The following is a 23,419-nucleotide window of genomic DNA, read 5'->3' on the forward strand; positions in this document are numbered from 1 at the left end:
GTTCAACCCCGGGTCACAGCGCCGGGCGGCGCCCCCCGGTGAGGGCGGCGACCCGGTCCAGGTCGGCGCGCGCCTGCCGGCGACGGCCCGCGGCGTAGTGCACGCGGGCGCGCTCCATCAGGGCGAACAGGTGCTCGGGATCGACGCGCAGCGCGTGGTCCAGATCGGCGAGGGCCGCGTCGTGACGCCCCGCCCCCCGGTGGACGGCACCGCGGCCGGCGAGCGCGAACGAGTCCTCCGGCTCCAGCCGCAGCGCGCTGTCGAAATCGGCGCGTGCCGCGTCGAGGCGTTCCGCGACCCGGTGCAGGTCGGCACGGCGGGCCAGCGTCCAGGCGGAGTCGGGCGTCATGCGCAGGGCGCGGTCGAAGTCGGCGAGTGCCGCGTCGTGACGGTCCGCCAGCCGGTGCAGCTCCCCCCTGCTCGCGATGACCCACGCCATCGACGGATCGAGCTCGATGGCGCGGTCGAGGTCGGCGAGGGCCTGGTCGGCGCGGTCCCGCACCCGGTGCAGCTCGCCCCGGTTCGCGAGCGCGAACGCGTTGTCAGGGGCCAGCTCGATGGCCCGGTCCAGATCCGCGAGGGACTGGTCGAAGCGCTTGTCGGTGAGGTGCAGCGCGCCGCGCTCGGCGCGGGCGAACGCGTCGTCCGGCGCCAGGCGCAGCGCCCGGTCCAGGTCCACGAGGGCGCGGTCGCGCCGCTGTGCGACCCGGTGCACGGCGCCCCTGCGGGCCAGCGCGTACACGTTGTCGGGGGCGAGGGCGAGCGCGCGGTCGAGGTCGGCGAGCGCCGCTTCGGGCCGGTCGGCCAGCCGGTGCAGCTCCCCCCGGTTGGCGAGTGCGAACGCGTTGTCGGGCGCCAGGGCGATGGCCCGCACCAGGTCGAGCAGGGCCGCGTCGCGGCGGTCCTCGGTGAGGTGCAGCGCGCCCCGCTCCGCGAGCGACCACGCATTGTCGGGCCTGAGGCCGAGGGCGCGGTCGAGATCGACCAGCGCAGCGTCGCGCCGGCCGGCCAGGCGGTGCACGCCGCCGCGGCGCGAGCGGGCGAACACGTCGCCCGGCGCCAGCTCGACGGCGCGGTCGAGATCGGCGAGCGCCTCGTCCGGCCGGCCGGCCAGCCGGTGCAGCTCGCCCCGGCCCGCGAGCGCGAAGGCGTCGTCCGGGCTCAGCTCGATGGCGCGGGTGAAGTCGGCGAGCGCCTGCTCGTCCCGCTCGGCCATGGCGTGCAGCGCGGCCCGCTGGCCGAGGGCGAACGCGTTGTCCGGCTCCAGCTCGACGGCACGGTCCAGGTCGGCCAGCGCGTCCGCGAGATCGTCGACCGCCGCGGTGACCAGGCGCAGCGCGCCGCGCTCGGCGAGGGCGAACGCGTTGTCCGGGTCGAGTTCCAGGGCATGGTCCAGGTCCGCCGCCGCCTGGTCGTCGTTCTTCTCGCCGCGGTGCACGGCGCCCCTGCGGGCCAGCGCCCAGATGTAGTCGGGCTCCAGGGCGATGGCACGGTCGAAGTCGGCGAGGGCGGCGGCGGGGCGGCCGCCGATGCGGTGCAGCTCGCCGCGGCTCGCCAGGGCGAACGCGTTGTCCGCGTCGAGGGCGATGGCACGGTCCAGGTCGGCGGTGGCGGCCCGCGTGTGGCCGGCCGCCCGGTGCGTCTCACCGCGGCGGGCGAGGGCGAGGACGAAGTCGGGGACGAGGGCGAGCGCGGCGTCGAAGCCGGCCAGCGCCTCCTGCCGCCGCCCGGCGAGGCGGTGCTCCTCGGCGTCGTCGGCGAGCGCCCCGGCCTCGGCGGTGTGGTCCGGCTCCGGGGTCAGACAGCCGCGGGCGGCCTCGGCCACGGCGGGGATGTCGTGGTCGGCGATGTGACGGAGGCGCTCGCGTGCGGCCTCGGCCAGCGCCGGGTCGCCGTCCGTGAGCCAGTCGCCGAGGATGCGCACGGCTCCCGCGCGGACGGCGGGCCACGGGCTGTCGAGAGCCATCCGCACGGACTCGGGCAGCGGATCCGGCGCGGACCCGCCCGAGGCCCCGGCCGTGCCGGACCCGCCGGGGCCGAGCGGGCTGCGGGCGAGCCAGATGCGGCCCTCCACCCCGTACAGCCACCGCTGCGGCGTCTGCCGGGCGCCCCTGGCCTGGACATGGGCGTACGCGTGGGCGTAGGCGTCGTCCAGGGAGATCAGCCCGTCCAGGTCCGCGTCGGCCGCGCCGGACCGCAGGCCGTCGATCAGCCCGGCCGTGAAGACGGACGAGCCCGGGGCGCGCCCCTCGCCCAGCGGCTCGCCCTCGAACGAGTACTCACCGGCGCGGGACGCCGTCAGCACGACGCGGCCGCGCCCGGCGGGGGCGAGGCGGCGCTCCAGGTCGAGGCCGTCGCCGTCGCCCTTGGCACCGCGCGCGAACGCGCCGCTGTAGCAGCAGTCGAGGATGAGGACCTGGCTCTTCGCGTGACAGTCGTCCATGAGGTCGAGGACCCAGCGGGCCTCGACACCGGTGGCGGACAGCAGGTCCTTGCGGGTGTCGGCGGCGCAGAAGTACAGCTTGTTGCGCCGGTCGAGGAGGCCGTGGCAGGACAGGTAGACGAGGACCAGTTCCCCCGGCTTGCGGTGGGCGAGGAAGTCCGCGAGGCCGACGCGCAGCGCGTGGGCGGTCGGGTCGGACAGCACGGTCACGTCGAAGCCGCCGACGGCGGGGTCGCCGAGGACACCGGCCAGCTCCCGCGCGTCCTCGCCGGGCGACCGCAGCCGCTCCAGCGCGTCGTCCGCGTAGCTGGAGGTGGCGGCGATCAGGGCGGAGCGGCGGCCGAGCGGCGGCTCAGGCGCCGGAGCGGTGCCGCTCAAGCCAGACCTCGATCAGTTCCTCCTGCCGCTGGGCGGTGACCCCGGTCACGCGCAGCACGTCGTCCCCGAACTGGATCTCCACGGAACGGGCCGCGTCCCGGGCCGTCCAGCGCTTCACCGCGGCGACGACCGACCGCAGTGCCGCCGACACGCCGATCCGCACCAGCATGCCGCCGGCGACGGTGCCGAGGCCCTTGGCCCCCTGCGGCACGTCGGCGTCCGTCAGCGGCGCGACGTCCTCCACGTCCAGGTCGAGGAGGTCGCCGCGCAGGCTCTGCGCCAGATCCGCGAGGTCCTCGCCGTCGGTGTCGGGGCCGGGCAGCACCCGTACGACGACCGTGCCGTCCCGGTCGTCCCCGTCGTTCACGCCATCCACGCCGGCCCCCTCCGCCGCCCCGTCCATCACGCGTCGTGCCCAGTATTCAACGTTTCCGGTGCGCGGGTGGTCAACTCCCGGCAACGGGACGGCCACGGTCAGCCGCCGTCGAACACGACCGACCACGGCGCGGGCGCGCCGGGGGCGGCGGCGGGTCCTGCCGCCGGCTCCGGGGCGCCGCCGAGGACGGCGCCCGCCACGGCCGCGAACCGGGGCGCGGCCGGGTGCGGGGTGCCGGCGGGCCGGGCGGGGACCCAGGTCGCGGTCAGCGGGTCGCCCGCCAGCGGGCGCCAGGCGACCCGCGGCTGACGGCGGGCCAGCTCCTCCGTCGTGAAGGCGACGCCCCGGCCGGCCAGGACGAGCCCGAGGAGGACGTCCGGCGTGCGGGCGTACCGGACGCGCGGCGGCGCCCAGCCGTGGTCCCGGCAGGTGGCGAGCACGAGATCGTGCCAGGCGGGCGCGGCGTCGCGCGGGGCCATGACCAGGTCGTGCCCGGCGAGGTCGGCGAGCGCGGGCGGGGGCGCGGCCGGCCGGGCGAGGGGGCCGCCGCGCGGGAGGACGACGCCGAGGCGCGTACGGGCCGGCGGTCCGAGGACCAGCCCGTCGGCGGGGAACGGGTGCTGGAGCAGGCCGGTGTCGATGCGGCCGTCGGCGAGGGCGCCGAGCTGCTCGGCCGAGGTCAGTTCGTGGAATTCGAGGTCGAGCCCGGGGGCGGTGGCGGCGAGGCGGCGGAGGATCTCGTTCAGGGCGGTGGCGGGCATCTCCGGCGGCACGCCCGCCCGCAGCGTGCCGTGCGTGCCCTCGCGGGCGCCGGCCATGACGGCCCGCAGGCGCGCGTCGGCCGCGAGGAGCCGGCGGGCCTCGGGCACCAGCAGCCGGCCCGCGGAGGTGAGGGCGATGGCGCGGCGGCCGCGGTCGAAGAGGGCGACGCCGAGTTCGCGCTCCAGGCGCTGGACGGACTGGCTGAGCGGTGGCTGGGCCATGCCGAGGAGTTCGGCGGCGCGGCCGAAGTGCAGTTCGTCGGCGACCGCCAGGAAGTGACGCAGGTGGCGGGGCAGGTCCATGCGGCGACGATAGACGGATGACGGAGAGCGTGGACATCAGGCTGCATGTGCGGGACATCGACGGCGACGGCGAGACCGGTTCGGGGGCGGACGACCAGGTGGTGATCGCGTCGATCCTGAAGGTGCTGCTGGTGCTGGAGTTCGCGCGCCAGGCGGCGGCCGGGCAGCTCGACCCGGCGGAACGGGTCGTGGTGCGGGCGGCGGACCGGCTGGGCGGCTGGGGGCTCGCGGGCTGCGCGGACGACGTCGAGGTGTCGCTGCGGGACCTCGCGTACTTCGCCCTGTCGGTGAGCGACAACACCGCGGCCGACGTGCTGCTCCGGCGCGTCGGCGCGGACGTGCTGCCGCTGCTGGCCGCCGAGCTGGGCCTCGCGCGCACCCGGATCAGGGGCGGCCCGCGCCAGGTGCTCGAGTCGATGTTCGCCGACGTGGGGGCGCGGGACGCGGCCGAGTTCGCGGCCGTCTACCCGGGGCTGCCGGACGGACGGAGGCGGGCGCTGCGGGTGTTCGACCCGGCGCACACCACGTCCAGCACGCCCCGGGACATCACGCGGCTGATGGCCCTGATCGCGCGGGACGAGGCGGGTCCGCCGGAGGCGTGCGCGCTGGTCCGGCGGCTGATGGGCACGCAGATGGCGTGGACACGGCTGCGGGCGGCGTTCCCCGCCGAGGTGGCGGTGACGGGCAAGACGGGCACGCTGCCCGGGCTGCACATGGAGGCGGGGATCGTCGCCCGCCCGGACGGGCGGCGCTGCGCGGTGGCGGCGTTCGCGGCGACCCCGACGTGGGACAGCCGCCGGCTGGATGTCGACCTCGCCCTCGGCCGGGCGGTGCGTGAGGCGGTGGAGAAGCTGCACGGACCGCTCTGACGTGCGGTGATACGCGATCGCGTATCGGTCGGCGGCCCGCCGCGTCTTGGACGGGGGGCGCCGGCGGGTGGTTCCGTACGCCGTGTCCTTGCGGAGGCCCGGGACTGTCCGGGCCGGGGAGGAGATGGATCATGGCGGGTGTCGGACGGCGGGGATTCCTGCGGACGGTGACGGCGGGCACGGCGCTCGCGGCGGGCACCGCGGCGGCGAGCGGCGCGGCGTCGGCGGCGGTGCCGGCCGCGTCCCGGGCGGCGCGGCGGCACGACGGGGGCGGCGGCGCCGCGTTCACCTGGCTCGGCACGGCGGGCTGGCGGGTCGAGGCCGGCGAGCACGTCCTGCTGGTGGACCCGTACCTGAGCCGGTACGACACGGGGATGTGGACGGGCGGCTTCCGCGCCGGCACGGGGCTGACCGTCGCCGCCGACACGGTGGACACGCACACGGCCGGCGCCCGCACCGTGCTCGTCACGCACACGCACTGGGACCACTTCAACGACGTCCCGCACATCGCGACCACCACCGGTGCCCGGGTCATCGGGACGCTCTCCACGTACAACGCCGCCCGCGCGATGAGCGTGCCGACCGGGCAGCTCAGCACCGTGAAGGGCGGTGAGGTGCTGGAGTTCGACGCGTTCTCGGTCGAGGTCGTGGCGTCCCTGCACAGCAGGAACCCCTCGTGGTCCGTGCTGTTCCCCGGTGTGCTGACCGCGCCGCCCGCCCCGCCGGAGACGGTCGCCGACCTCCCGGAAGGCGACACCCTGGCGTTCCAGGTGACGGTCCGCGGCGGCCCGTCCGTCTTCTTCATGGGCGCGAGCGACTTCGTGGAGCGGAACGTCGCGGGACTCGCGCCGGACGTCGCGATGATCGCCGTCCAGTCGAGCGAGGCCACGCACGACTACGTGCCGCGTCTGCTGGAGGCGCTGGACCGGCCGGCGACGATCGTGCCCGTGCACTGGGACAACTTCGAGGTGCCGCTCGTCAACCCGCCGCGGGTGCCGGACGCGGACACGCGGCGGCGGCTCACGGAATTCACGGACGCCGTGCGGCGGGTGGCGCCGCGCAGCAGGCTGCTCATGCCGGAGTACCTGACGCCGTACACCTTCTGACCGGCCGTCGGACGTCACGTGCGGTGGCCGGTGCGGGCCTCCCGGTGGCGGCGGTCTACGCTCACGGGACCGATTGACCGCCTCCGAGAGGAATTCATGCGCACGGCAATACGCTTGGCCCTCCCCCTGGTCGCCGCGGCGGCGGCCCTGTCGCTCACCGCCTGCGGTGACGAGGACGCCTCGTCGGACGGGGGAAGCGGGGAGACCGCTGCCGACGAGGGCGGCACCGACGCGGACACCGACGCGGAAAGCCAGGACAGCGGCCAGGACGGCGAGGGCGGGAGCGGCGACGGCGCCGAGGCGGGGACGGACGGATCGGCCGCCCCGTCGGTGGACGACCTCATGGGCAACTGGTTCGTCGACCCCGCCGACCCCGGCCGCTCCCACCGCATCGTCGTGGAGGGCCCGGACGAGGTGTCGTTCATCGAGAGCCTGGAGGCGGAGGGCGACCTGTGCAACCGCGGCGTGTACGCCGACGGCACCCTCACCTTCGCCCCGGAGGACTGCCTCCAGCAGGGCGCCGAGCCCTGGCCCGACCGTTCGGCGACGCTGGTCCTGAACGAGGACGGCACGCTGCACGTCACCTGGGAGTCCGGTCTTGAGGAGGACTACACGTTCTCCGAGAGCGAATGGGGCACGGTGGCGTGAGACCGGCCGGGGGCGGCGGGACGGCGGGCAGGTGCCGCCGCCCCGCCGCCCCCGGCGCGTGTCAGGGGGGCGTCACGAGGCGCGTCTCCCACGCGACGACGGCGGCCTGGGTGCGGTCCCGCAGGTCCAGTTTCACGAGGATGCGGCTCACGTGCGTCTTGATCGTCGACTCCGCGACGACGAGGTGGCCCGCGATCTCGGCGTTCGACAGGCCCTGGGCCACCAGCGCGAGCACCTCCGTCTCCCGCTCCGTGAGATCCCGCAGGCGCGCCCGCGCCGGCGGCCTCGGGGCGCGGTCCATGCGGGCGAACTCGCTGATCAGGCGGCGTGTCACGCTCGGCGCGAGCAGCGCGTCGCCCGCGGCGACCAGGCGGACCGCGTCGGCGAGCTGCCGCGCGGACGCGTCCTTCAGGAGGAACCCCGACGCCCCGGCGCGCAGCGCCTCGTACACGTACTCGTCGAGGTCGTAGGTGGTGAGGACGAGGACGCGGGGCACGGTGCCGTCCGGCCCGCCGCCCGCCGTGATCTCCCGTGTCGCCTCGATGCCGCCGAGCACCGGCATGCGGATGTCCATCAGCACGACGTCGGGGCGGAGCGCGGCCGCCTTCCCGACGGCGTCGCGGCCGTCCACCGCCTCGCCGGCGACCTCGATGCCGGGCTGGGCGCCGAGGAGGACGGAGAAGCCCTCCCGCACCATCATCTGGTCGTCGGCGATCAGGACGCGGACGGTCACGCGGGCTCCGGGGAACGGGTCGGGGGGACGGGCAGGAACGCGGTGGTCTCCCAGCCGCCGTCCGGTGTGGCGCCGGCCGTCAGGTCGCCGTCCAGCATGGCGGCGCGCTCCCGCATGCCGGTCAGGCCGTGCCCCGCGCCCGGGGACCCTGCTCGCGGGGGCGGTACGGCGGCGGGCGGGCCGTTGACGACGCGCAGGCCGAGACCGCCGATGACGTAGGACAGCTCCACGCGGGTCGCGGCGCCGGGCGCGTGGCGCAGCGCGTTGCTCAGGGCCTCCTGGACGATGCGGTAGGCGGACAGCTCGACGCCGGGGGGCAGCTCGCGGACCGCGCCGGTCACCGCCTTCTCGACGGGCAGCCCGGCATCGCCCACCCGGGCCAGCAGCGTGTCGACCTGGGCCAGGGTGGGCTGCGGCGCGTCCGGGGCGGCGTCGGCCGGCGCCCGGACGACACCGAGGACGCGGCGCAGCTCGGTGAGGGCGGTGACGGCGTTCTCCCTGATGGTGGCGAAGGCCCGGACCAGCTCGGGCGGCGGATCGGCGACCCGGTAGGGCGCGGCCTCGGCCTGGATGGCGACGACCGACATGTGGTGGGCCACGACGTCGTGCAGCTCCCTGGCGATGGCGGTCCGCTCCTCCAGGACGGTGCGGCGGCTGCGCTCCCGCTCGGTGACGGCGCTCTGGGCGGCGACCTGGTGCCGCGAGTCGGCCCAGGCCCGGAGCAGAACGGCGATGGTCAGGGCGGCGAGGGCGAACGCGGCACAGACGATGTGGTCGCTGTTGCCGGTGGGATTGCCGCCGCGGGCGGTCACGAGCAGGCCGGTGGCGGTCGTCAGCAGCCACATCGGCACGGCGGCGCGCGGGCGGGCGCTGAGCATCACGGTCAGCATGACGAGGATGTGCGCGGCGATCGCGAGGTTGCTGAACGGCCAGCTCCCGCTCGTCAGGGACCACGTCGACTGGAGCGCCAGGCTTCCCAGGGACAGCCAGAACCCGAGGACCGGCCGGGTGGTGGCCAGGAGGAGGGGTACGGCGATGAGCACCACGTGCCATGTGCCGCGGGCGTCGTCGGCGAAGTCGGACTGCTCCCAGGCCCCCGCGCCGAGCGTCAGCAGGACGGCGACGATCCCCACGAGGCCGTAGGACAGGCGCCGGGAGGGCCGCAGCGCGCGGCGGGCCGGCGCGGGGAGGCCGGCGGTGACCGCGGCGGGCAGGCCCAGGGCGGGCAGGTGGCGCTCGGCGACGAGGTCACGGCCGAGGTCGTGCCAGGGCGCCGCCAGGGCGGCGCGGACGGCTCTGAGGTCGCGGGCGCCCCGTGGGGCCGCGGTCACCGGTTCGGTCATGCGTCGCACGGTATGCGGCGGGGCGGACACGGACGTCCCCCTTGCCGGGGATCCTCCGTGTCCGCCTCGAGGCGGACCCGCGGTACGGCCGTGGCGTCAGGCCAGGGCGCTGCCGGCGGTCCAGTCGGCCCAGTCCATGTTCCAGCCGTTGAGGCCGTTGTCCGGGGCCATCTGCTCGTCCGGGGAGTTCACGACGATGACGACGTCGCCGATCATGGACTCCTCGTAGAACCAGGCGGCGTCCGTGGAGTCGTCGTCGGCGCCCTGGGTGTCGTTGAGACCTATGCAGCCGTGGCTCGTGTTGGCGCTGCCGAAGACGCTGTCGGCGGCCCAGTAGTTGCCGTGGACGAAGGTGCCCGAGGTGGACAGGCGCATGGCGTGCGGCACGTCCGGTATGTCGTACTCACCCTTGCCGTCGTCGTCGGTGAAGCCGACGGTCGCGCCGTCCATGCGGGTCTCCTCGTGCTTCTCGGAGATCACCATCTGGCCGTTGTAGGTGGGGTTCTCGTCGCTGCCGGCGGAGACCGGGAGGGTGCGCAGCTCCTCGCCGTCGCGGACGACGGTCATCTGCATGGACTCGGCGTCCACCGTGCTGACCTGGGAGCGGCCGATGTCGAAGCTGAACGTGCGGTCCTGCACGCCGGTGACGCCGTCGGCGCCCTCGACGCCGTCGAAGTCGAGCTCGACCTCGACGTGGCTGCCGGCCTCCCAGTAGCTCTCCGGCCGGAAGTCGAGCCGGGTGTCGGAGAACCAGTGGCCGACGACCTCCTGGCCGCTGCTCGTGTTGATGGAGACGGCGGCCTCGACCTCGGCGCGGTTGGTGATGGCCTTGTCGAAGTTGAGCGAGATCGGCATGCCCACGCCGACGGTGACACCGTCCTCGGGCGTGAAGTAGCCGATGAAGCTGTTCTCCGGGGAGACGGTCGTGAAGGCGGCGCTCTGGTGGGCCTCGCGGCCCTCGCTGTCGCTGGCCTGCACCGTCAGCGAGTAGGCGGTGGAGCGCTCGAGCTGGTCGTCGGGCGCCCAGCTCGTGCCGTCGTCGGATATGGTCCCGGCGATCTCCGTGCCCGCCTCGGTGGCGGTCAGCACGACCGAGTCGAGCGTGCCGTCCTCGACGGTCACCTGGACGTCGCTGTTGATCCCGACGTTGTCCGCGCCGTCCTCGGGGGTGATGGAGATCACCGCCTGCGAGGTGTCGGCGTCCTCGGCCGCCCGGTCCGCGTCGGTCTGGCCGGCGCTCTCGGTGCCGCCGGCGCCGCCCGATTCGCCGGAATCGTCGTCACCGCCCCCGCCGCAACCGGTCAACGTCAGTGCTCCGGTGAGCAGCGCAGCCGCCACCGTCAGGCCCTTGCGCCGCATGCCGTCCCTCATCAGTTCGCCACTCCGTCCGCTGCCGTGTCCCCCCACAGGACACAAGGGGAAGAACGCGGATCCCACGGCAGCCGGTTCCACTGTAAGTGAATCCGTGCGATAGACCACTCGTTCGAGTGGCGCCCCGATGAGGCCGGGTCAGTCGCCGTCGGTCCCGTCGTCCTCCAGGTCCTCCCATGCCTCGTCGGGGTCGTACTCCGCCTGCTCACTGCTCCACGACGCCTGCGCGAGCACGGTTCCCGGCACCGTGCCCACCAGGTCGATCGGGTCGATCAGGTAGGCGACGGCCTCCGCCTCGTCCTGGGAGACGGCCCGCGCGGCCTGCTCCCGTTCGGCGGGCGGCATCAGCTCGTCGCCCTCGATCCGTGCCCAGGCCGCGCGGATCAGCTCGTCACGCTCCGTGATCTCCAGGACCATCTCCACGCGAACCCGGACGTGACGCGTCTCCCCGCTCAGCTCTTCGTTCATGCCCCGGAGCGTAAGGCGCACGGGGGCGGCCACTTCCCGCGACCCGCAGACGCCCGTAACATCGCTACCCATCGCGCCCCCCGCTCGGCACCACCCCCCTCGTACGACCCCCGGGAGTCCCCGTGGACGGTAACCCCACCCGCGTCAACCGCCGCGCGATCCTGTGCGGCACCGTGGCCGCCGGCGTCCTGTGCCTGGGCTGGTTCCTGCCCCCCGCGCACCCGGACACCGACGCGGACACCGGCAGTACCGTCGTCCCCGCCGAGCAGGCCGACCTCGACGGGATCAGCGACCAGGCCGGCGACCTGTCCGGCGTCGCAGGCGATCCCGACACCGGGACCGCGGCCGCCGGCTGACCCGGCCGCCGCCGGGCCGGCCGTGAGGAAACGGTCCTCCCCCGGGCCGCGACCTTCGCGGCGGTCGGGCTGTCGAACAGGTCGAAACGGCGTTCCATGACGTCGTCCTCACTCGTGGTGTGCCATCTGTCCGCACCGGACGACCACAAGATGCCGACGGCCACGATCGTGTGACGGCCCGGCGGTGTGGCGTACGTCACCGGCCGCGGCTGTCACGGAACGGCGGACGCCGGCGTCTTGTGCGCGACGCAGCCGTGGACGAACAGGCGGGAGCCGGGGATGGACGAGCGCACCACACACGAGCGGGCACGGGACGCACTGGACGGCGTCACCGAGGCGTTCGTCACCCACCGCAACCTGCTCTTCACCGTCGCCTACGAGATGCTGGGCTCCGCCGCCGACGCCGAGGACGTCCTGCAGGAGACCTGGCTGCGGTGGGTGGGCGTCGATCCCACCGTCGTGCGGGACCGGCGCGCGTACCTGGTCCGGATCACCACCCGGCAGGCGCTCAGCCACCTGCGCGCCCTCGGCCGCCGCAAGGAGTCCTACGTCGGCCCGTGGCTGCCCGAGCCGCTGCTGACCACGCCCGACGTGGCCGAGGACGTCGAACTGGCCGACAGCGTCTCGATGGCCATGCTGCTGGTGCTGGAGACCCTCGCGCCGACCGAGCGGGCGGTGTTCGTCCTGCGCGAGGTGTTCGACCTCGGGTACGACGAGATCGCCGGTGCCGTCGGCAAGAGCCCGGCCGCGGTCCGCCAGATCGCCCACCGCGCGCGGAACCACGTCGCGGCGCGCCGGCCGCGCGGGGCCGCCACCGCCGACGACGCCCGCCGCACCGTCGAGGCGTTCCGGCAGGCCGTCGAGACGGGGGACCTGAAGGACCTGCTCGACATCCTCGCGCCGGACGTCGTGCTGCTGACCGACGGCGGCGGCGTCGTACGGGCCGCGCTCGAACCCGTCGTGGGCGCCGTCCGGGTGGCCGGGGTGCTGGGCAGGATCGCCGACACCATGACGTTCGAGTCCACGCGGGTCAACGGCGACCCGGCGCTCGTCGTCCGCCGGGACGGCACGGTCGACACCGTCATCGCGCTGCGTGTCGACGACGGCCGCGTCACCGGCCTGTACGCCGTGCGCAACCCCGAGAAGCTGACCCGCCTCGATCACGGGACGCCCCTCGGCCGCCGCTGACCGGCGCCTCACGCCGTGGCGGGCGACCGTCCCGTGTCCGGGACGCGTGCCGTGCCGTCCCGGCCCGTCCGGGGCAGGACCAGGTACGTCAGCGCGAGCCCGCCCAGGCTGAGCAGCATGCCCGCGAGGCCCGTCCAGCGCAGCGCGTCCGCCGCCACCATCGCCCCGCCCAGCGCGGAGCCGGCCGCCGCGCCCAGGTTGAAAGCGCCGACGTTCGCCGCGACCGCGAGCGTCGGCGCGTCACCGGCGTGCCGCAGGATCAGGCTCTGGAGCGGCGCGATCGTCGCCGTCGCGAGGAGGCCGAGCACCAGCACGGCGGCGACGGCGGCCGGCTGCCACAGCACGGCGAACGGCAGCATGGCGAGGATGCCCGCGAGGCCGCCGAAGACACCCCGCACCGTGCCGCCGAGGGACCGGTCGGACAGCCGCCCCGCCGCCAGGTTCCCGACCGTGCTGCCCGCGCCGTACGCCAGCAGCAGCCCCGAGACGGCCGTGTCGGAGAAGTGCGCGACGCGGGTCAGCAGCGGCGCGATGTAGGTGAAGACGACGGCGACCCCCGAGAACCCGACGGCGGTGGCCGCCACCGACAGCAGCACGGGACGGCGCGTCACCACCCGGATCTCGTCCCGCAGCCGGGTCTCCCCCGCCCCCTGGCTCGGCAGCGCGACGGCCAGGACGGCGGCGACCACCGCCGCGAGGACCGCGAGCGCGGCGAACGGCGTGCGCCAGCCCGCCCGTTCCGCGACCAGCGCGCCCAGCGGCACGCCGAGCAGGGTGGACACCGTGAAGCCGGACGCGATCAGGGCGATCGCCGACCCGATGCGCTCCGCCGGCACCAGCCCCGTGGCGGTCAGCAGCGCCACGGCGACGAACGCCGCGTGGCTGAAGGAGGACACCAGCCGCCCGGCCAGCAGCGGCGCGAACGAGCCGGCCACGGCGCACAGGACACTGCCGGCGGCGAACAGCGCCATCAGTCCGACGGCCACGCCCTTGCGCGGCAGCCGCGCCGTCAGCCCGGCCACCAGGGGGCCGCCGACGACGACGCCGAGGGCGTACACGGTCACGGCCTGCCCCGCCGTCCCCTCGGACACCCCGAGGTCACGGCTCACTTCGGGCAGCATGCCCGCGATCAGGTACTCGGCCGTGCCGACGACGAAGACGCCCGCGCACAGGGCGGCGAGCAGGAGGGAACTCCGGTTCCTGTCAGTGGTCATGCCCGGACGCTAAACTCTGACATCCGTGTGAGAGTCAAGTCCCGCAACCGCCGCCCGAGGAGCCCGCCATGACCCTGCGGATCGGAGAACTGTCCCGGCGCACCGGCGTCCACGAACGCCTCCTGCGCTACTACGAGGAGCAGGGCCTGCTGCACCCCGCGCGCCGCCCCAGCGGGTACCGCGAGTACGAGGAGCGCGACGCCGCGGTCGTGCGGCGCATCCGCAGCCTCCTGGCGGCCGGCCTCACCACCGCGACGATCGCCGCGATCCTGCCGTGCCTGCGCGACGAGGGCGAGCGGCTCGTCCCCACCTGCCCCGACCTGCTGGCGGACCTCCGCAGGGAGCGCGACCGCCTCACCCGCGCCATCGTGGACCTGGAGGTCTCCCGCTCCGCCCTGGACGACGTGATCGGTGCCGCCCCCGCCGCCCTGACGTCGCGGCTCAGCGGGGTTTCCGGCTCCTGAGCGCCCGGCGGTCCCCGCCCGCCGGCGCCGTGTCGTCGGCCAGCGCCACCGCGGCGTCCCCCGCGCCCGGCCGGCCCGCCACCACCGGTTCGCGGGACCGCGTCGCCTTCGCCTCGTACTGCGCCGCGTCCGCGAGCCGGAACAGGCGCCGCGCCGAGCGCAGCGGCCCGATCGCCCCGCCCGTGGACGCGATCCCGCAGGCCACCCCGTCGCCGAGGTCGAGTTCCGCCGCCCGGCGGCACACCTCGCCGGCCGCCCGTTCGACGTCGGCCGCGTCGGCGTCCACCGCGAGGAGGCAGAACTCGTCCCCGCCGAGCCGCGCGGCGAGCGCCCCTGGCACGGTCGCGGCGCAGCCGGCCAGCAGGGTGCCGAAACGTTCCAGCAGACGGTCGCCGGTCGCGTGGCCGAACGTGTCGTTCACCTGCTTCAGACCGTTCACGTCGCACACCACCAGGCTGACGACGACCCCCGTCGCGCGGTGCCTGCCCAGCGCCTCCGCCAGCCGCAGGTCCACGGCGCGGCGGTTCGCGAGCCCGGTGAGCGGATCGGTGAACGCCAGCCGCCGCGCCTCCGCGAGCCGCTCGTGACTCACCAGACCGGCCCCTATCACCGACCCGAGCACCGCGGCGAAATCCCCGGCCGCCGGCCCGAACTCCTCGGCGCCCGCCTCCCGCGCCACGGACAGCTCCCCCCACGGCCGCCCGTCCAGCAGCAGCGGGATCACGACACGCGGCCCGGGACCCGGCCGCGGGCGCCCCGGGGAGGCGGGGAAGTCCGGCGCGGCGTACGACTCGTCCGCCGGGAACCGCTCCCGGCCGGGCGCGAGCACCCCCGCGTTCGCGAGGACCCGCAGCCGCCCCCGGTCCGGCTCCCACACCGACAGCGCGGCACACGCCCCGCCGAGCGCCCGGCGCGCGCCCTCCGCCGCCGCGAGCGCCGCCTCGTGCAGCGCCTGCGCGGCGGCCATCCGCTGCGCGAGGCCCGCGACGGCGCGCAGCCGGCTGTCGTCACCCATACGCCCAGGCTATGGGCGTCCGGCGCGCGGTGGGATGCTCAGCTACTCCGCGCCGGGCGTCACACGTCCGCCGGGTCCGCGCCGTCGCCCGGCCACTCGGGCGCCCGCTTCTCCGTGAACGCCCGCACGCCCTCCACCCGGTCCGGCGAGAACGCGGCCGTCCGCCACGCCGCGTCCTCCACTTCGAGGCCCGCCCGCAGATCGAGGCCGACACCGGTGCGCAGGGCACGCTTCGCGGCCCGCAGCGCGACCGGGGAGTGCGCCGCGATGCGTTCCGCGAGGGCGAGCGCCTCCTCGCGCGCCGGTACGCCCTCGGCCGCGGGGACGTCCACGAGGCCCAGGTCCACGGCCTCGGCGGCGCCGACCCTGCGGGCCGTGAAGATCAGCTCGGCGGCCCGCGCCGACCCCACGCGGCGCGGCAGGAGCTGCGTCCCGCCGCCGCCCGGGATGACGCCCACCGACACCTCGGGCAGCCCGACGACGGCCGTCGCGTCCGCCACGATCAGGTCGCACGACAGCGCCAGCTCGTACCCGCCGCCGAGGGCGTACCCGGCGACGGCGGCCACCGTCGGCTGCGGCAGATCCAGGACGCCGGTGAACGCCGCGCGCAGCACCGTCCGGTGGCGCCGCAGCGCCGTGTCGTCCATGCCGTCGCGCTCCTTCAGGTCCGCGCCGACGCAGAACGCGCGCGCCCCGGACGAGGTGAGGACGACGGCCCGCGCCGTACGGTCGGCCGCGAGGTCGGCGCAGGCGGCGGCGAGGTGGCGGGCCAGGTCGGTGGACAGGGCGTTCAGCGCGCCGGGACGGTCCAGGACCAGTTCGGCGACCCGCCCGCCCGGGCCGCCGCGCCGTACCGCGACCCAGGGGCCGTACCGCCGCGCGTCGTCAGCCGTATCGCTCATGGGGCGCATTGTGGCACCGCGGCACGGCCCCGCGGGCGCTGTCGGTCAGACCGGGCCGCCCGCGCCGTCGCGCCGGGTCAGCAGCCACGGTTCGACGATGCCGAGGCCGCGCACCGGCCGCTGGTAGAGCGGCTGGAGGGCGAACCGGTAGTCCTGCGCCGGCGCCTCCTCGTCGGCGGCCTTCTCCGAGCGCGGCGCGAGGGACGCCGACGTCAGCTCGTCGCGCAGCGCGCCGTCCACCAGGACCATGTCCTTCGGCGCTATCGACGTGAGACGGCTGGCGAGGTTCACCGTGTTGCCGAAGACGTCGCCCATGCGCGTCGTGACGGTGCCGAACGCGATGCCGACCCGCAGCTCCGGCATCATCGGGTCCGCACGCAGCGTCTCCACCAGCCGCAGCCCGATGTCGGCGGCCGTCCCGGCGTCGTCGGCGGCGAACAGGACCTCGTCGCCCAGCGTCTTGATGAGCCGTCCGCCCTGCGCCGCGACCTGGTCGGCGGCCGTCGTCTCGAACGCCTCGACCAGCTCGCCCAGCTCCTCCTCCTCCAGGCGGCGCGTCAGGCGGGTGAAGCCGACCAGGTCGGCGAAGCCGACGGCCAGCCTGCGGTCCACCATCTCCGCGTCGTCCTGCGCCTGCACCACGCGCCCGGTGGCGGCGGCGAGCTGGCGCCGCCACACGTACACCAGGTACTCCTGCAGCTCCGGCAGCAGCAGCTCGACCAGCGGCAGCGCCACCTCGGTCCGCGTCATGCCCGGCTCGGGCGGCTCGGTCAGGCCCTCGAGGAACGAGTCGATCTGCCAGTCCGCGAGACGCGCCGTCGTCTGCCCGGTGGAACGGGCCACCTGGATCGCCATCGCCTCGCTGAGCAGCCCCGCCTCCACGAGGCCCGCGAGGCGCCGCAGCGCCAGCACGTCCGCCTCGGTCAGGACCCGTGCCTGCCCTATGTCGGGGAACCCCATGGCCCGCCAGAAACGGGACGCCAGCTCCATCGGCACGCCCGCCGCGCGCGCCGCCTGGAACGGGGTGTACTGCCGCTCGGCGCCGATGATCAGCGCCTCGATGCGCAGCGCGATGGTGTCGTCGGACTCGTCCTCGTCGACGGCGGCGCCGTCCCCGTCCGCCGGCGCGGGCGGCGGCTGCTGCCCCCGGTACGGTGCGGCACCGTCCGGGACGCCACGGCCGGGCCGGGGCTCGTCGCCCTCGGGCACGGGCTGTGCCGCGTCAGTGCCGGCCACGGTCACCGCCGGACAAGGCCCCGGCACCGGCGGCCCGGGGGGCGTACCCTTCGCTGCGCGCTGCTCGACCGTACGTCCCTCGGCAGCGCCCGTCGCGCGTTCTCACGCACCCACCCTACGGTAGCTGTGCCGAACGTCACGTCGCCCGGAGGTGCACGATGTCGGCGGCCGCCACCGCCTGCCGCGCGCCCGGTCCGGTGGCGATGACCAGCCGCCCGTCCCCGTCCACCGCGACGGCCTCGCCGCGCAGCTCGCCGCCGCCGGGGAGTTCGGCGCGGACGCGGCGGCCGAGTGTGGCGCAGCCCGCGGCGTACGCCGACTGGAGCGAACCGGCGGCGGGGTCGCCCCCGGCCTCCGCCCACTGCCCGTACCACTGGCCGAGGGACCGCAGGACGGCGCGCAGCAGCGGATCGCGGTCCGTGCCGGCGGCGCCGGCCAGGAGCAGCGAGCCGGCGGTGGGGACGGGCAGTTCGTCGGCGCGGAGGCTCACGTTGAGGCCGATGCCGAGGACGACACCGCCGTCGGCGCGCTCCGCGAGGATGCCGCCGAGCTTCCGTTCCGCGTCCTGGCCGCCCGCGCCGTCAGGGCCTGGTACGCGGACCAGGAGGTCGTTGGGCCACTTCAGGGCCGTGTCGACGCCGGCCGCGCGGGCGAGGGCGGTGGCGGTGGCGACGCCGGCGAGCAGCGGCAGCCAGGTGAGGCGCTCGGCCGGGACGCCGTCGGCCTCCGGGTCGAGCAGCACGGAGAAGAAGAGACCGGAGCGCGGCGGCGCCGACCAGCTCCGGCCGAGCCGGCCGCGGCCGCTCGTCTGCTCCTCGGCGACCAGGACGGTGCCGGGCGCGGCCGCGCCGGTGCGGGCCGCGGCGGCGAGGTCGGCGTTGGTGGAGCCGGTGACGTCGGTGATGTCGATGCGCGTCCACGGGCCGCCGCGCCCGACGAGGGCGGCGCGCAGCGCGGGGGCGCTGAGCGGCGGGCGGTCGAGGTCGGTCCAGCGGCTCGGCGGAGGGCTCATGCCGCCACCCTACGGGGGGCGGGCCGACGGCCGCGGCGGCCCGTTCCGCACTACCCTACGGATCGGTAGCCACGCGACGACGAGGCAGGAGCGGCCGGTGTCCGACACTGACGACATCCCCACGACCGACATCCGCACGACGGCGGGGAAGATCGCCGACCTCCGGCGCCGGGCGCGCGACGCGGTGCACGCCGGCTCCGCGCGGGCGGTGGAGAAGCAGCACGCCAAGGGCAAGCTGACGGCGCGTGAGCGGATCGATCTGCTGCTGGACGAGGGGTCGTTCACCGAGCTCGACGAGTTCGCGCGGCACCGGGCCACGGCGTTCGGCATCGAGGCGAACCGGCCGTACGGCGACGGCGTGGTCACCGGCTACGGGACGGTGGACGGACGCCCGGTGTGCGTGTACTCGCAGGACTTCACGGTGTTCGGCGGGTCGCTCGGCGAGGTGTACGGCGAGAAGATCGTGAAGGTCATGGACTTCGCCCTGCGGACGGGCTGCCCGGTCGTCGGGATCAACGACGGCGGTGGCGCGCGCATCCAGGAGGGCGTGGTGGCGCTCGGTCTTTTCGCGGAGATCTTCCGGCGGAACGTGCGCGCGTCGGGGGTGGTGCCGCAGATCTCGCTGATCCTCGGGCCGTGCGCCGGGGGCGCCGTGTACTCGCCGGCGATCACCGACTTCACGGTGATGGTCGACCAGACGTCCCACATGTTCATCACGGGCCCGGACGTGATCAGGACGGTGACGGGTGAGGACGTCGGGTTCGAGGAGCTGGGCGGCGCGCGCACCCACAGCACGCGGTCGGGCGTCGCGCACCACATGGCGGGGGACGAGAAGGACGCCGTCGAGTACGTGAAGGCGCTGCTGTCGTACCTGCCGTCCAACAACCTGTCCGAGCCGCCGGTGTACGAGGTGGAGGCGGACCTCGCGACCGGCCCGGAGGACGAGGCGCTCGACGTGCTCGTGCCCGACTCGGCGAACCAGCCGTACGACATGCGCGACGCGCTCACGCCCGTGCTGGACGACGGGGAGTTCCTGGAGACGCAGCCGCTGTTCGCGCCGAACATGCTCACCGGCTTCGGGCGGGTGGAGGGCTGCCCGGTCGGCGTCGTGGCGAACCAGCCGCTGCACCTGGCGGGCTGCCTCGACATCGACGCGTCCGAGAAGGCGGCCCGCTTCGTGCGGACGTGCGACGCGTTCAACATCCCGGTGCTGACGTTCGTGGACGTGCCGGGGTTCCTGCCGGGCACGGACCAGGAGTACGGGGGCATCATCCGGCGCGGCGCGAAGCTGATCTACGCCTACGCGGAGGCGACCGTCCCGCTGATCACGGTCATCACGCGGAAGGCGTTCGGCGGCGCGTACGACGTGATGGGCTCCAAGCACCTCGGCGCCGACCTCAACCTCGCGTGGCCCACCGCGCAGATCGCCGTCATGGGCGCGCAGGGGGCGGTCAACATCCTGCACCGGCGCACGCTGACGGCGCTCGACTCAGACGAGGAGCGCGAGGAGACCCGCGCACGCCTGACGCAGGAGTACGAGGACGCGCTGCTGAACCCGTACGCCGCCGCCGAACGCGGCTACGTGGACGCGGTGATCACGCCGTCGCACACCCGCCGCCACATCGTGCGGGGCCTGCGCGCCCTGCGGACCAAGCGGGAGCAGCTGCCGCCGAAGAAGCACGGCAACATCCCGCTCTGACCCGCGGGGACGCGCGGGGCGCCCGGCGCGCGGCCGGGCGCCTCAGCCGCCGTCGTAGTCGTTGTGCTGCATGCCCTCCTCGACGCGGTCGTTGTACCCGTCGAGGATGTACGGCATGTAGGCGGCGTACGTGTCCCCCTCCAGGTTCTCGACGGCGCGGCGCACGTCGTCAGGCCCGACCTCCTCCTTCTCGCTCGCGGACGTCGGGATGTGGTGCTCCCCCGTCTCCACGAGGCCGGCCGTACGCGCGGCCTCGGCGATGTTGACGCGCATGCCCAGGTCGGCGTGGTTCTTGAGGTCCCACACCCCCTGCTTGACGCTCTCGGCGCCGTCCGGGAGCGTGTACCGCAGGAACTCCTGCGTGCTGAGGCCCCCGATGGTGAGCGGCACCCCCTTGCTGCCGAGGTCGAGCAGCGTGTTCGCGATGCCGGCCGCTGTGGTGACGGAGCTGTAGGTGGTGAACTTGTAGTTCGACACGTCCTCCACCTCGGACTCCTTCTGCACCTCGGCGAGCGTGCCGCCGATCCGGCCGATGGCCGAGAAGGTCGCGGCGTCCGAGAACTCGCCGCCGGTCCGCTCGAACGACTCCCTGGCCCGGCTGATCTCCCACTGGTCGACACCGTGGAGGAACGCCTCGCGCGTCTCGCCCTCCGTGGCGTTCATCATTCCGATGAGCGACTTCACCTGGTCGTCGGAGAGGGTGAAGGAGAGCCGGTAGTCGTGGCCGAAGAGGTTCACGTCCCGGTCACCGAAGGAGGTCTCGGTGCCGCCCTTGGAGATGATGTCCAGGTTGTCCACGATCAGGCGGCCCATGGACTGTTCCAGCGCGGTGTGGTCGAACGCCGGAGTGAGGCTCGACCAGCCCAGGGCGCGGATGTCGCCGGGGTGCCGGCCGGCGTAGTCGAGGACGTTGAACGTGGCCTCGACGTAGCGGTCGGCCGCGTAGTCGTTGCGGTCCACCCCCGGGGGGAGCGTGGTGCCCGCGTCGATGAGCTGGGCCACTCCGGTGCTGTCCGTCCAGCGCAGGCCGAGGAGGTCGGCGGTGAAGTCCTTGTCGCCGAGGAGGTCGGCGCTCAGCTCCTCGTTGATGGACACGGCCTTCAGCAGGCCGTTGCTGCCCGTGTTGGCGAGAACCCCCTCGCCGCTGGGGTTGTTGCGGTAGTCGTTCATCGAGATCTCCTGCATCTCGACGGCGATCTCCGCGAGGTCCCGGCCGAGTTCCTTGCCGGGTGCGACGGACGCCTCACCCATCAGGTTCCCGAAACCGTTGAACTCGCGCATCGTCATGCCGCCGCCGTCCAGGAACCGGCCGAGCGCGTCCGGCACGGCGTGGACGTCACCGCCGACGGCGGGGTCGGTGAGCGCGAGGATGCCGTCCGCGATGCGCCCGATCGCCCCCAGTTCGACGCCGCGCGTGCTCGCGTCCAGGCCCTGCGCCGTCCCGGCGACCTCGCCGAGCCGCACGATGTCGTCGGTGCTCAGCTCGTCGTAGAACGCCTTCAGGTAGGCCCGTTCGGCGTCGGTGAGCATGGCACCCGCCACGGGCATGCCGGTCTCCGGGTCGTACAGGCCGTCCGTGACCGCGCCGAGCCCCTCGGTCCACAGCGCCAGCGCGTCGGGGTCGGGCTGGTCCTTCGCCAGCTCGGCGAGGACCTGCTGCGCGGCGTACGTGCCCATCTCGTCGGTGGTCCACAGGCCGAGCGGGCCGTCGGACAGGTCGTAGCCCCCGGCGGCCAGTTCCTTCCCGTACTCGGCGAGGCGGCGGCGGTACTGCTCGATCCCGTCGGTGATCTCCCCGGCCGTCCGCTTCGCGTCCCGCCCGGCGCGCTCCAGGTACTTCTCCCGGATCTCCGTCTCCAGCGAGGCGGGCAGCTCGAAGGTCGGGACGACCCCGACGGGGGCGACGGTGATGGTGCGGTCCCCCCGGGTCACCTGGACGGGCAGGGGACGGGGCGGCAGGACGACGCCGTCCAGCGGCTTCGGGACGGCGGCGGCGAGGGCCGCCTGCCAGCCGTTCCACTCGTCGGCGGCCTGCTCCGCGTGCCGGGCGAGCGTCTCGTCGAGACCGTCCGGCGTGTCGGTGAACAGCCCGTCCACCTCGTCGACGGCGTCGATGGCGCGGTTCATGGCGGCCACGAGGGTCCCGACGACCCGGTCCATGTCCTCGCCGTTGCCGTGCAGCGCGCGGGACGTGGAGTCGATCCGCTCGTCCTCGTCGACGAGCGACGCGCCGTCGAGGCTGCCCCCGTCGCCGGCCACTTCGGAGGCCAGCTCACCCAGCGCGCCGGTGCCCTCCGCCTCGCCCGCGGCCCTGGAGTAGGCGACGGCCAGGTCCGCCATGTCGTCCGGCCTGATCTCGTCGGTGAAGTCGTCGCGCCGTTTCCAGGGGCTGTGCTCCGCGCCGATGTGCGGCTCGACGTTCTCCCGGGAGTAGCGGAAGGTGGGCACGGCCAATCCCCCGATCAGTCATACAGTCATGCGGTCACGGAAGTTTGCAGTGCCGGTGGCGTACTCGTCCACTGCTCTTCATCCCATCGCCATGGACGGAGGGCATAACGGGACGGTTCCACCGGACATTTCCAGCCACCGGCCGCGGCCGGACGACACGAGGGAAACCGGGGCATGACCGACATACCGAAGAGGCTCGCCGAGGGCACGATCGCGCGGGAGGGCGACGCCGGGCGTGCCTGGATCGCCGCGCTGCCCGGTCTCGTGGACGACCTGCTGGAACGCTGGGGCTGCGTCCCCGACGGTCCCGCCGTCCACGGCGAGGTCGGCATCGTCGTCCCCGTGCACCGTCCCGGACTCGGCCCCGCCGTGCTCAAGGTGTCGTTCCCCCACCCGGGCAACGCGCACGAGCCCGACGCCTACGCCGTCTGGGACGGCGGCGGCGCCGTCCGGCTCCACGAACGGGACGACGAGCGTTTCGCCATGCTCCTCGAACGCGCCACGCCCACCACCCTGGCCTCCCTGGAGGACCCCGAGGAGGCACTGACCGTCGCCGGGGACCTCGCCCGCCGCCTCGCCGTCCCCGCCCCGCCCGGCCTGCCGCGCCTGCGTGACCTGACGGACGCCTGGGCGGCCGGACTCACCGCCGACGCCGAGTCCCTCAGCCACCCCCTCCCCCGCCACGTCGTGGACGCCGCGCTCGCCGCCTACCGCGACCTCGGCCCCGGCGGGCCCGACACCCTCGTCCACGGCGACCTGCACGAGAGGAACGTCCTGCGCGCCGACCGCGAACCATGGCTCGTCATCGACCCCAAGGGGTATGCGGGCGACCCTGCGTACGACGCCTGGACGGCCGTCATGGGGCGGGCCGCCGCTCTCCTCGGCGCCGCCGACCCGCGCGCCGCGCTGCTGCGCCGCATCGCCGTGTACTGCGACGCGGCGGGCGCCGACCGCGACCGGGCACGCCGCTGGGCGCAGGCGCGGGCGGTCTCCTCGGCGCTGTGGGGGCGCCGCCACGGCGATCCGGCGTGGGTCGTCGAGGCACTGGACCGGGCCTCCGCCGCGCTGCTGTGACCCGCCGCCGCC

The 23,419-nt window shown here is 75.0% G+C and carries 21 protein-coding genes; 8 read left to right on the forward strand and 13 right to left on the reverse strand.

What is annotated here, in order from left to right:
• Positions 1 to 13: 13 nt before the first annotated feature.
• The 3 genes from EMA09_RS10465 to EMA09_RS10475 all read right to left on the reverse strand — a co-directional run bounded on the left by EMA09_RS10465 (position 14) and on the right by EMA09_RS10475 (position 4,261).
• Positions 14 to 2,821 (reverse strand): tetratricopeptide repeat protein, encoded by a 2,808-nt coding sequence (locus EMA09_RS10465; protein WP_129840797.1) that lies wholly within the window; start codon positions 2,819 to 2,821, stop codon positions 14 to 16.
• A complete protein-coding gene (locus EMA09_RS10470) occupies positions 2,796 to 3,197 on the reverse strand; it encodes a hypothetical protein (protein ID WP_129840798.1) in 402 nt (133 codons plus the stop codon). Before EMA09_RS10470 ends, EMA09_RS10465 begins: the two co-directional genes overlap by 26 nt.
• 98 nt (positions 3,198 to 3,295) lie before the next feature.
• Positions 3,296 to 4,261, reverse strand: a complete 966-nt coding sequence (locus tag EMA09_RS10475; RefSeq protein ID WP_129840799.1) for a LysR substrate-binding domain-containing protein — start codon at positions 4,259 to 4,261, stop codon at positions 3,296 to 3,298.
• Positions 4,262 to 4,278: 17 nt separating this feature from the next.
• On the opposite strand from EMA09_RS10475, the gene EMA09_RS10480 reads away from it, so the two are divergent.
• From EMA09_RS10480 to EMA09_RS10490, 3 genes are all read left to right on the forward strand, one after another.
• Positions 4,279 to 5,130: a serine hydrolase gene (locus tag EMA09_RS10480; RefSeq protein WP_129840800.1), complete on the forward strand. Its 852-nt coding sequence runs from the start codon at positions 4,279 to 4,281 to the stop codon at positions 5,128 to 5,130.
• Between the two features lie 131 nt (positions 5,131 to 5,261).
• The gene (locus tag EMA09_RS10485) at positions 5,262 to 6,236 is read left to right on the forward strand and encodes an MBL fold metallo-hydrolase (protein WP_129840801.1); all 975 of its coding nucleotides are present in this window, start codon (positions 5,262 to 5,264) and stop codon (positions 6,234 to 6,236) included.
• A gap of 96 nt (positions 6,237 to 6,332) precedes the next feature.
• The gene (locus EMA09_RS10490) at positions 6,333 to 6,884 is read left to right on the forward strand and encodes a hypothetical protein (protein WP_129840802.1); all 552 of its coding nucleotides are present in this window, start codon (positions 6,333 to 6,335) and stop codon (positions 6,882 to 6,884) included.
• Positions 6,885 to 6,945: 61 nt separating this feature from the next.
• Here EMA09_RS10490 and EMA09_RS10495 read toward each other — a convergent pair whose 3' ends face one another.
• The 4 genes from EMA09_RS10495 to EMA09_RS10510 form a co-directional block, all read right to left on the reverse strand.
• Positions 6,946 to 7,617 carry a response regulator transcription factor gene (locus EMA09_RS10495; RefSeq protein WP_129840803.1) on the reverse strand — a complete coding sequence of 224 codons (672 nt, stop codon included), beginning with the start codon at positions 7,615 to 7,617 and terminating at the stop codon, positions 6,946 to 6,948.
• Complete coding sequence (locus EMA09_RS10500; protein ID WP_129840804.1) at positions 7,614 to 8,960, reverse strand: histidine kinase; 1,347 nt, start codon at positions 8,958 to 8,960, stop codon at positions 7,614 to 7,616. Before EMA09_RS10500 ends, EMA09_RS10495 begins: the two co-directional genes overlap by 4 nt.
• A gap of 96 nt (positions 8,961 to 9,056) precedes the next feature.
• On the reverse strand, positions 9,057 to 10,331 hold the full coding sequence (locus EMA09_RS10505; RefSeq protein ID WP_129840805.1) for an Ig-like domain-containing protein: 1,275 nt from the start codon (positions 10,329 to 10,331) through the stop codon (positions 9,057 to 9,059).
• Between the two features lie 138 nt (positions 10,332 to 10,469).
• A complete protein-coding gene (locus EMA09_RS10510; protein WP_129840806.1) occupies positions 10,470 to 10,799 on the reverse strand; it encodes a hypothetical protein in 330 nt (109 codons plus the stop codon).
• 122 nt (positions 10,800 to 10,921) lie between these two features.
• Here EMA09_RS10510 and EMA09_RS28280 point away from each other — a divergent pair, with 122 nt between their 5' ends.
• Both EMA09_RS28280 and EMA09_RS10520 read left to right on the forward strand, forming a co-directional pair.
• A complete protein-coding gene (locus EMA09_RS28280; RefSeq protein WP_168220690.1) occupies positions 10,922 to 11,155 on the forward strand; it encodes a hypothetical protein in 234 nt (77 codons plus the stop codon).
• Between the two features lie 279 nt (positions 11,156 to 11,434).
• Complete coding sequence (locus EMA09_RS10520) at positions 11,435 to 12,343, forward strand: RNA polymerase sigma-70 factor (protein WP_129840808.1); 909 nt, start codon at positions 11,435 to 11,437, stop codon at positions 12,341 to 12,343.
• Between the two features lie 8 nt (positions 12,344 to 12,351).
• On the opposite strand, the gene EMA09_RS10525 is transcribed toward EMA09_RS10520, so the two are convergent.
• Positions 12,352 to 13,557 carry an MFS transporter gene (locus tag EMA09_RS10525; RefSeq protein WP_129840809.1) on the reverse strand — a complete coding sequence of 402 codons (1,206 nt, stop codon included), beginning with the start codon at positions 13,555 to 13,557 and terminating at the stop codon, positions 12,352 to 12,354.
• Positions 13,558 to 13,631: 74 nt separating this feature from the next.
• Here EMA09_RS10525 and EMA09_RS10530 point away from each other — a divergent pair, with 74 nt between their 5' ends.
• A complete protein-coding gene (locus EMA09_RS10530; protein WP_129843958.1) occupies positions 13,632 to 14,021 on the forward strand; it encodes a MerR family transcriptional regulator in 390 nt (129 codons plus the stop codon).
• Here EMA09_RS10530 and EMA09_RS10535 read toward each other — a convergent pair.
• The 4 genes from EMA09_RS10535 to EMA09_RS10550 form a co-directional block, all read right to left on the reverse strand.
• A complete protein-coding gene (locus EMA09_RS10535) occupies positions 13,999 to 15,036 on the reverse strand; it encodes a GGDEF domain-containing protein (protein WP_129840810.1) in 1,038 nt (345 codons plus the stop codon). The genes EMA09_RS10530 and EMA09_RS10535 overlap by 23 nt on opposite strands.
• 59 nt (positions 15,037 to 15,095) lie before the next feature.
• Entirely contained in the window at positions 15,096 to 15,938 is an 843-nt protein-coding gene (locus tag EMA09_RS10540; protein WP_129840811.1) for an enoyl-CoA hydratase-related protein, read from the reverse strand.
• Between the two features lie 45 nt (positions 15,939 to 15,983).
• Positions 15,984 to 17,174, reverse strand: coding sequence for an adenylate/guanylate cyclase domain-containing protein (locus EMA09_RS10545; RefSeq protein ID WP_240796340.1), 1,191 nt, complete (start codon positions 17,172 to 17,174; stop codon positions 15,984 to 15,986).
• A gap of 136 nt (positions 17,175 to 17,310) precedes the next feature.
• Complete coding sequence (locus tag EMA09_RS10550) at positions 17,311 to 18,186, reverse strand: biotin--[acetyl-CoA-carboxylase] ligase (protein ID WP_129840812.1); 876 nt, start codon at positions 18,184 to 18,186, stop codon at positions 17,311 to 17,313.
• Positions 18,187 to 18,283: 97 nt separating this feature from the next.
• On the opposite strand from EMA09_RS10550, the gene EMA09_RS10555 reads away from it, so the two are divergent.
• Positions 18,284 to 19,885 carry an acyl-CoA carboxylase subunit beta gene (locus tag EMA09_RS10555; RefSeq protein WP_240796341.1) on the forward strand — a complete coding sequence of 534 codons (1,602 nt, stop codon included), beginning with the start codon at positions 18,284 to 18,286 and terminating at the stop codon, positions 19,883 to 19,885.
• A gap of 42 nt (positions 19,886 to 19,927) precedes the next feature.
• Here EMA09_RS10555 and EMA09_RS10560 read toward each other — a convergent pair whose 3' ends face one another.
• Complete coding sequence (locus tag EMA09_RS10560) at positions 19,928 to 22,333, reverse strand: hypothetical protein (protein ID WP_129840814.1); 2,406 nt, start codon at positions 22,331 to 22,333, stop codon at positions 19,928 to 19,930.
• A gap of 174 nt (positions 22,334 to 22,507) precedes the next feature.
• Between EMA09_RS10560 and EMA09_RS10565 the strand changes: the two genes are divergently transcribed.
• Positions 22,508 to 23,407 carry an aminoglycoside phosphotransferase family protein gene (locus EMA09_RS10565; RefSeq protein WP_129840815.1) on the forward strand — a complete coding sequence of 300 codons (900 nt, stop codon included), beginning with the start codon at positions 22,508 to 22,510 and terminating at the stop codon, positions 23,405 to 23,407.
• Positions 23,408 to 23,419 lie beyond the last annotated feature (12 nt).

It is taken from the genome of Streptomyces sp. RFCAC02, assembly GCF_004193175.1.
Lineage (GTDB): Bacteria > Actinomycetota > Actinomycetes > Streptomycetales > Streptomycetaceae > Streptomyces.

Bases quoted from the DNA above. Each gene is read 5' to 3' on its own strand.
- EMA09_RS10475 (WP_129840799.1), bottom strand. From the start codon at position 4,261: ATGGACCTGCCCCGCCACCTGCGTCACTTCCTGGCGGTCGCCGACGAA.
- EMA09_RS10480 (WP_129840800.1), top strand. From the start codon at position 4,279: ATGACGGAGAGCGTGGACATCAGGCTGCATGTGCGGGACATCGACGGC.
- EMA09_RS10485 (WP_129840801.1), top strand. From the start codon at position 5,262: ATGGCGGGTGTCGGACGGCGGGGATTCCTGCGGACGGTGACGGCGGGC.
- EMA09_RS10490 (WP_129840802.1), top strand. From the start codon at position 6,333: ATGCGCACGGCAATACGCTTGGCCCTCCCCCTGGTCGCCGCGGCGGCG.
- EMA09_RS10500 (WP_129840804.1), bottom strand. From the start codon at position 8,960: ATGACCGAACCGGTGACCGCGGCCCCACGGGGCGCCCGCGACCTCAGA.
- EMA09_RS10505 (WP_129840805.1), bottom strand. From the start codon at position 10,331: ATGAGGGACGGCATGCGGCGCAAGGGCCTGACGGTGGCGGCTGCGCTG.
- EMA09_RS10510 (WP_129840806.1), bottom strand. From the start codon at position 10,799: ATGAACGAAGAGCTGAGCGGGGAGACGCGTCACGTCCGGGTTCGCGTG.
- EMA09_RS10520 (WP_129840808.1), top strand. From the start codon at position 11,435: ATGGACGAGCGCACCACACACGAGCGGGCACGGGACGCACTGGACGGC.
- EMA09_RS10525 (WP_129840809.1), bottom strand. From the start codon at position 13,557: ATGACCACTGACAGGAACCGGAGTTCCCTCCTGCTCGCCGCCCTGTGC.
- EMA09_RS10535 (WP_129840810.1), bottom strand. From the start codon at position 15,036: ATGGGTGACGACAGCCGGCTGCGCGCCGTCGCGGGCCTCGCGCAGCGG.
- EMA09_RS10540 (WP_129840811.1), bottom strand. From the start codon at position 15,938: ATGAGCGATACGGCTGACGACGCGCGGCGGTACGGCCCCTGGGTCGCG.
- EMA09_RS10550 (WP_129840812.1), bottom strand. From the start codon at position 18,186: ATGAGCCCTCCGCCGAGCCGCTGGACCGACCTCGACCGCCCGCCGCTC.
- EMA09_RS10565 (WP_129840815.1), top strand. From the start codon at position 22,508: ATGACCGACATACCGAAGAGGCTCGCCGAGGGCACGATCGCGCGGGAG.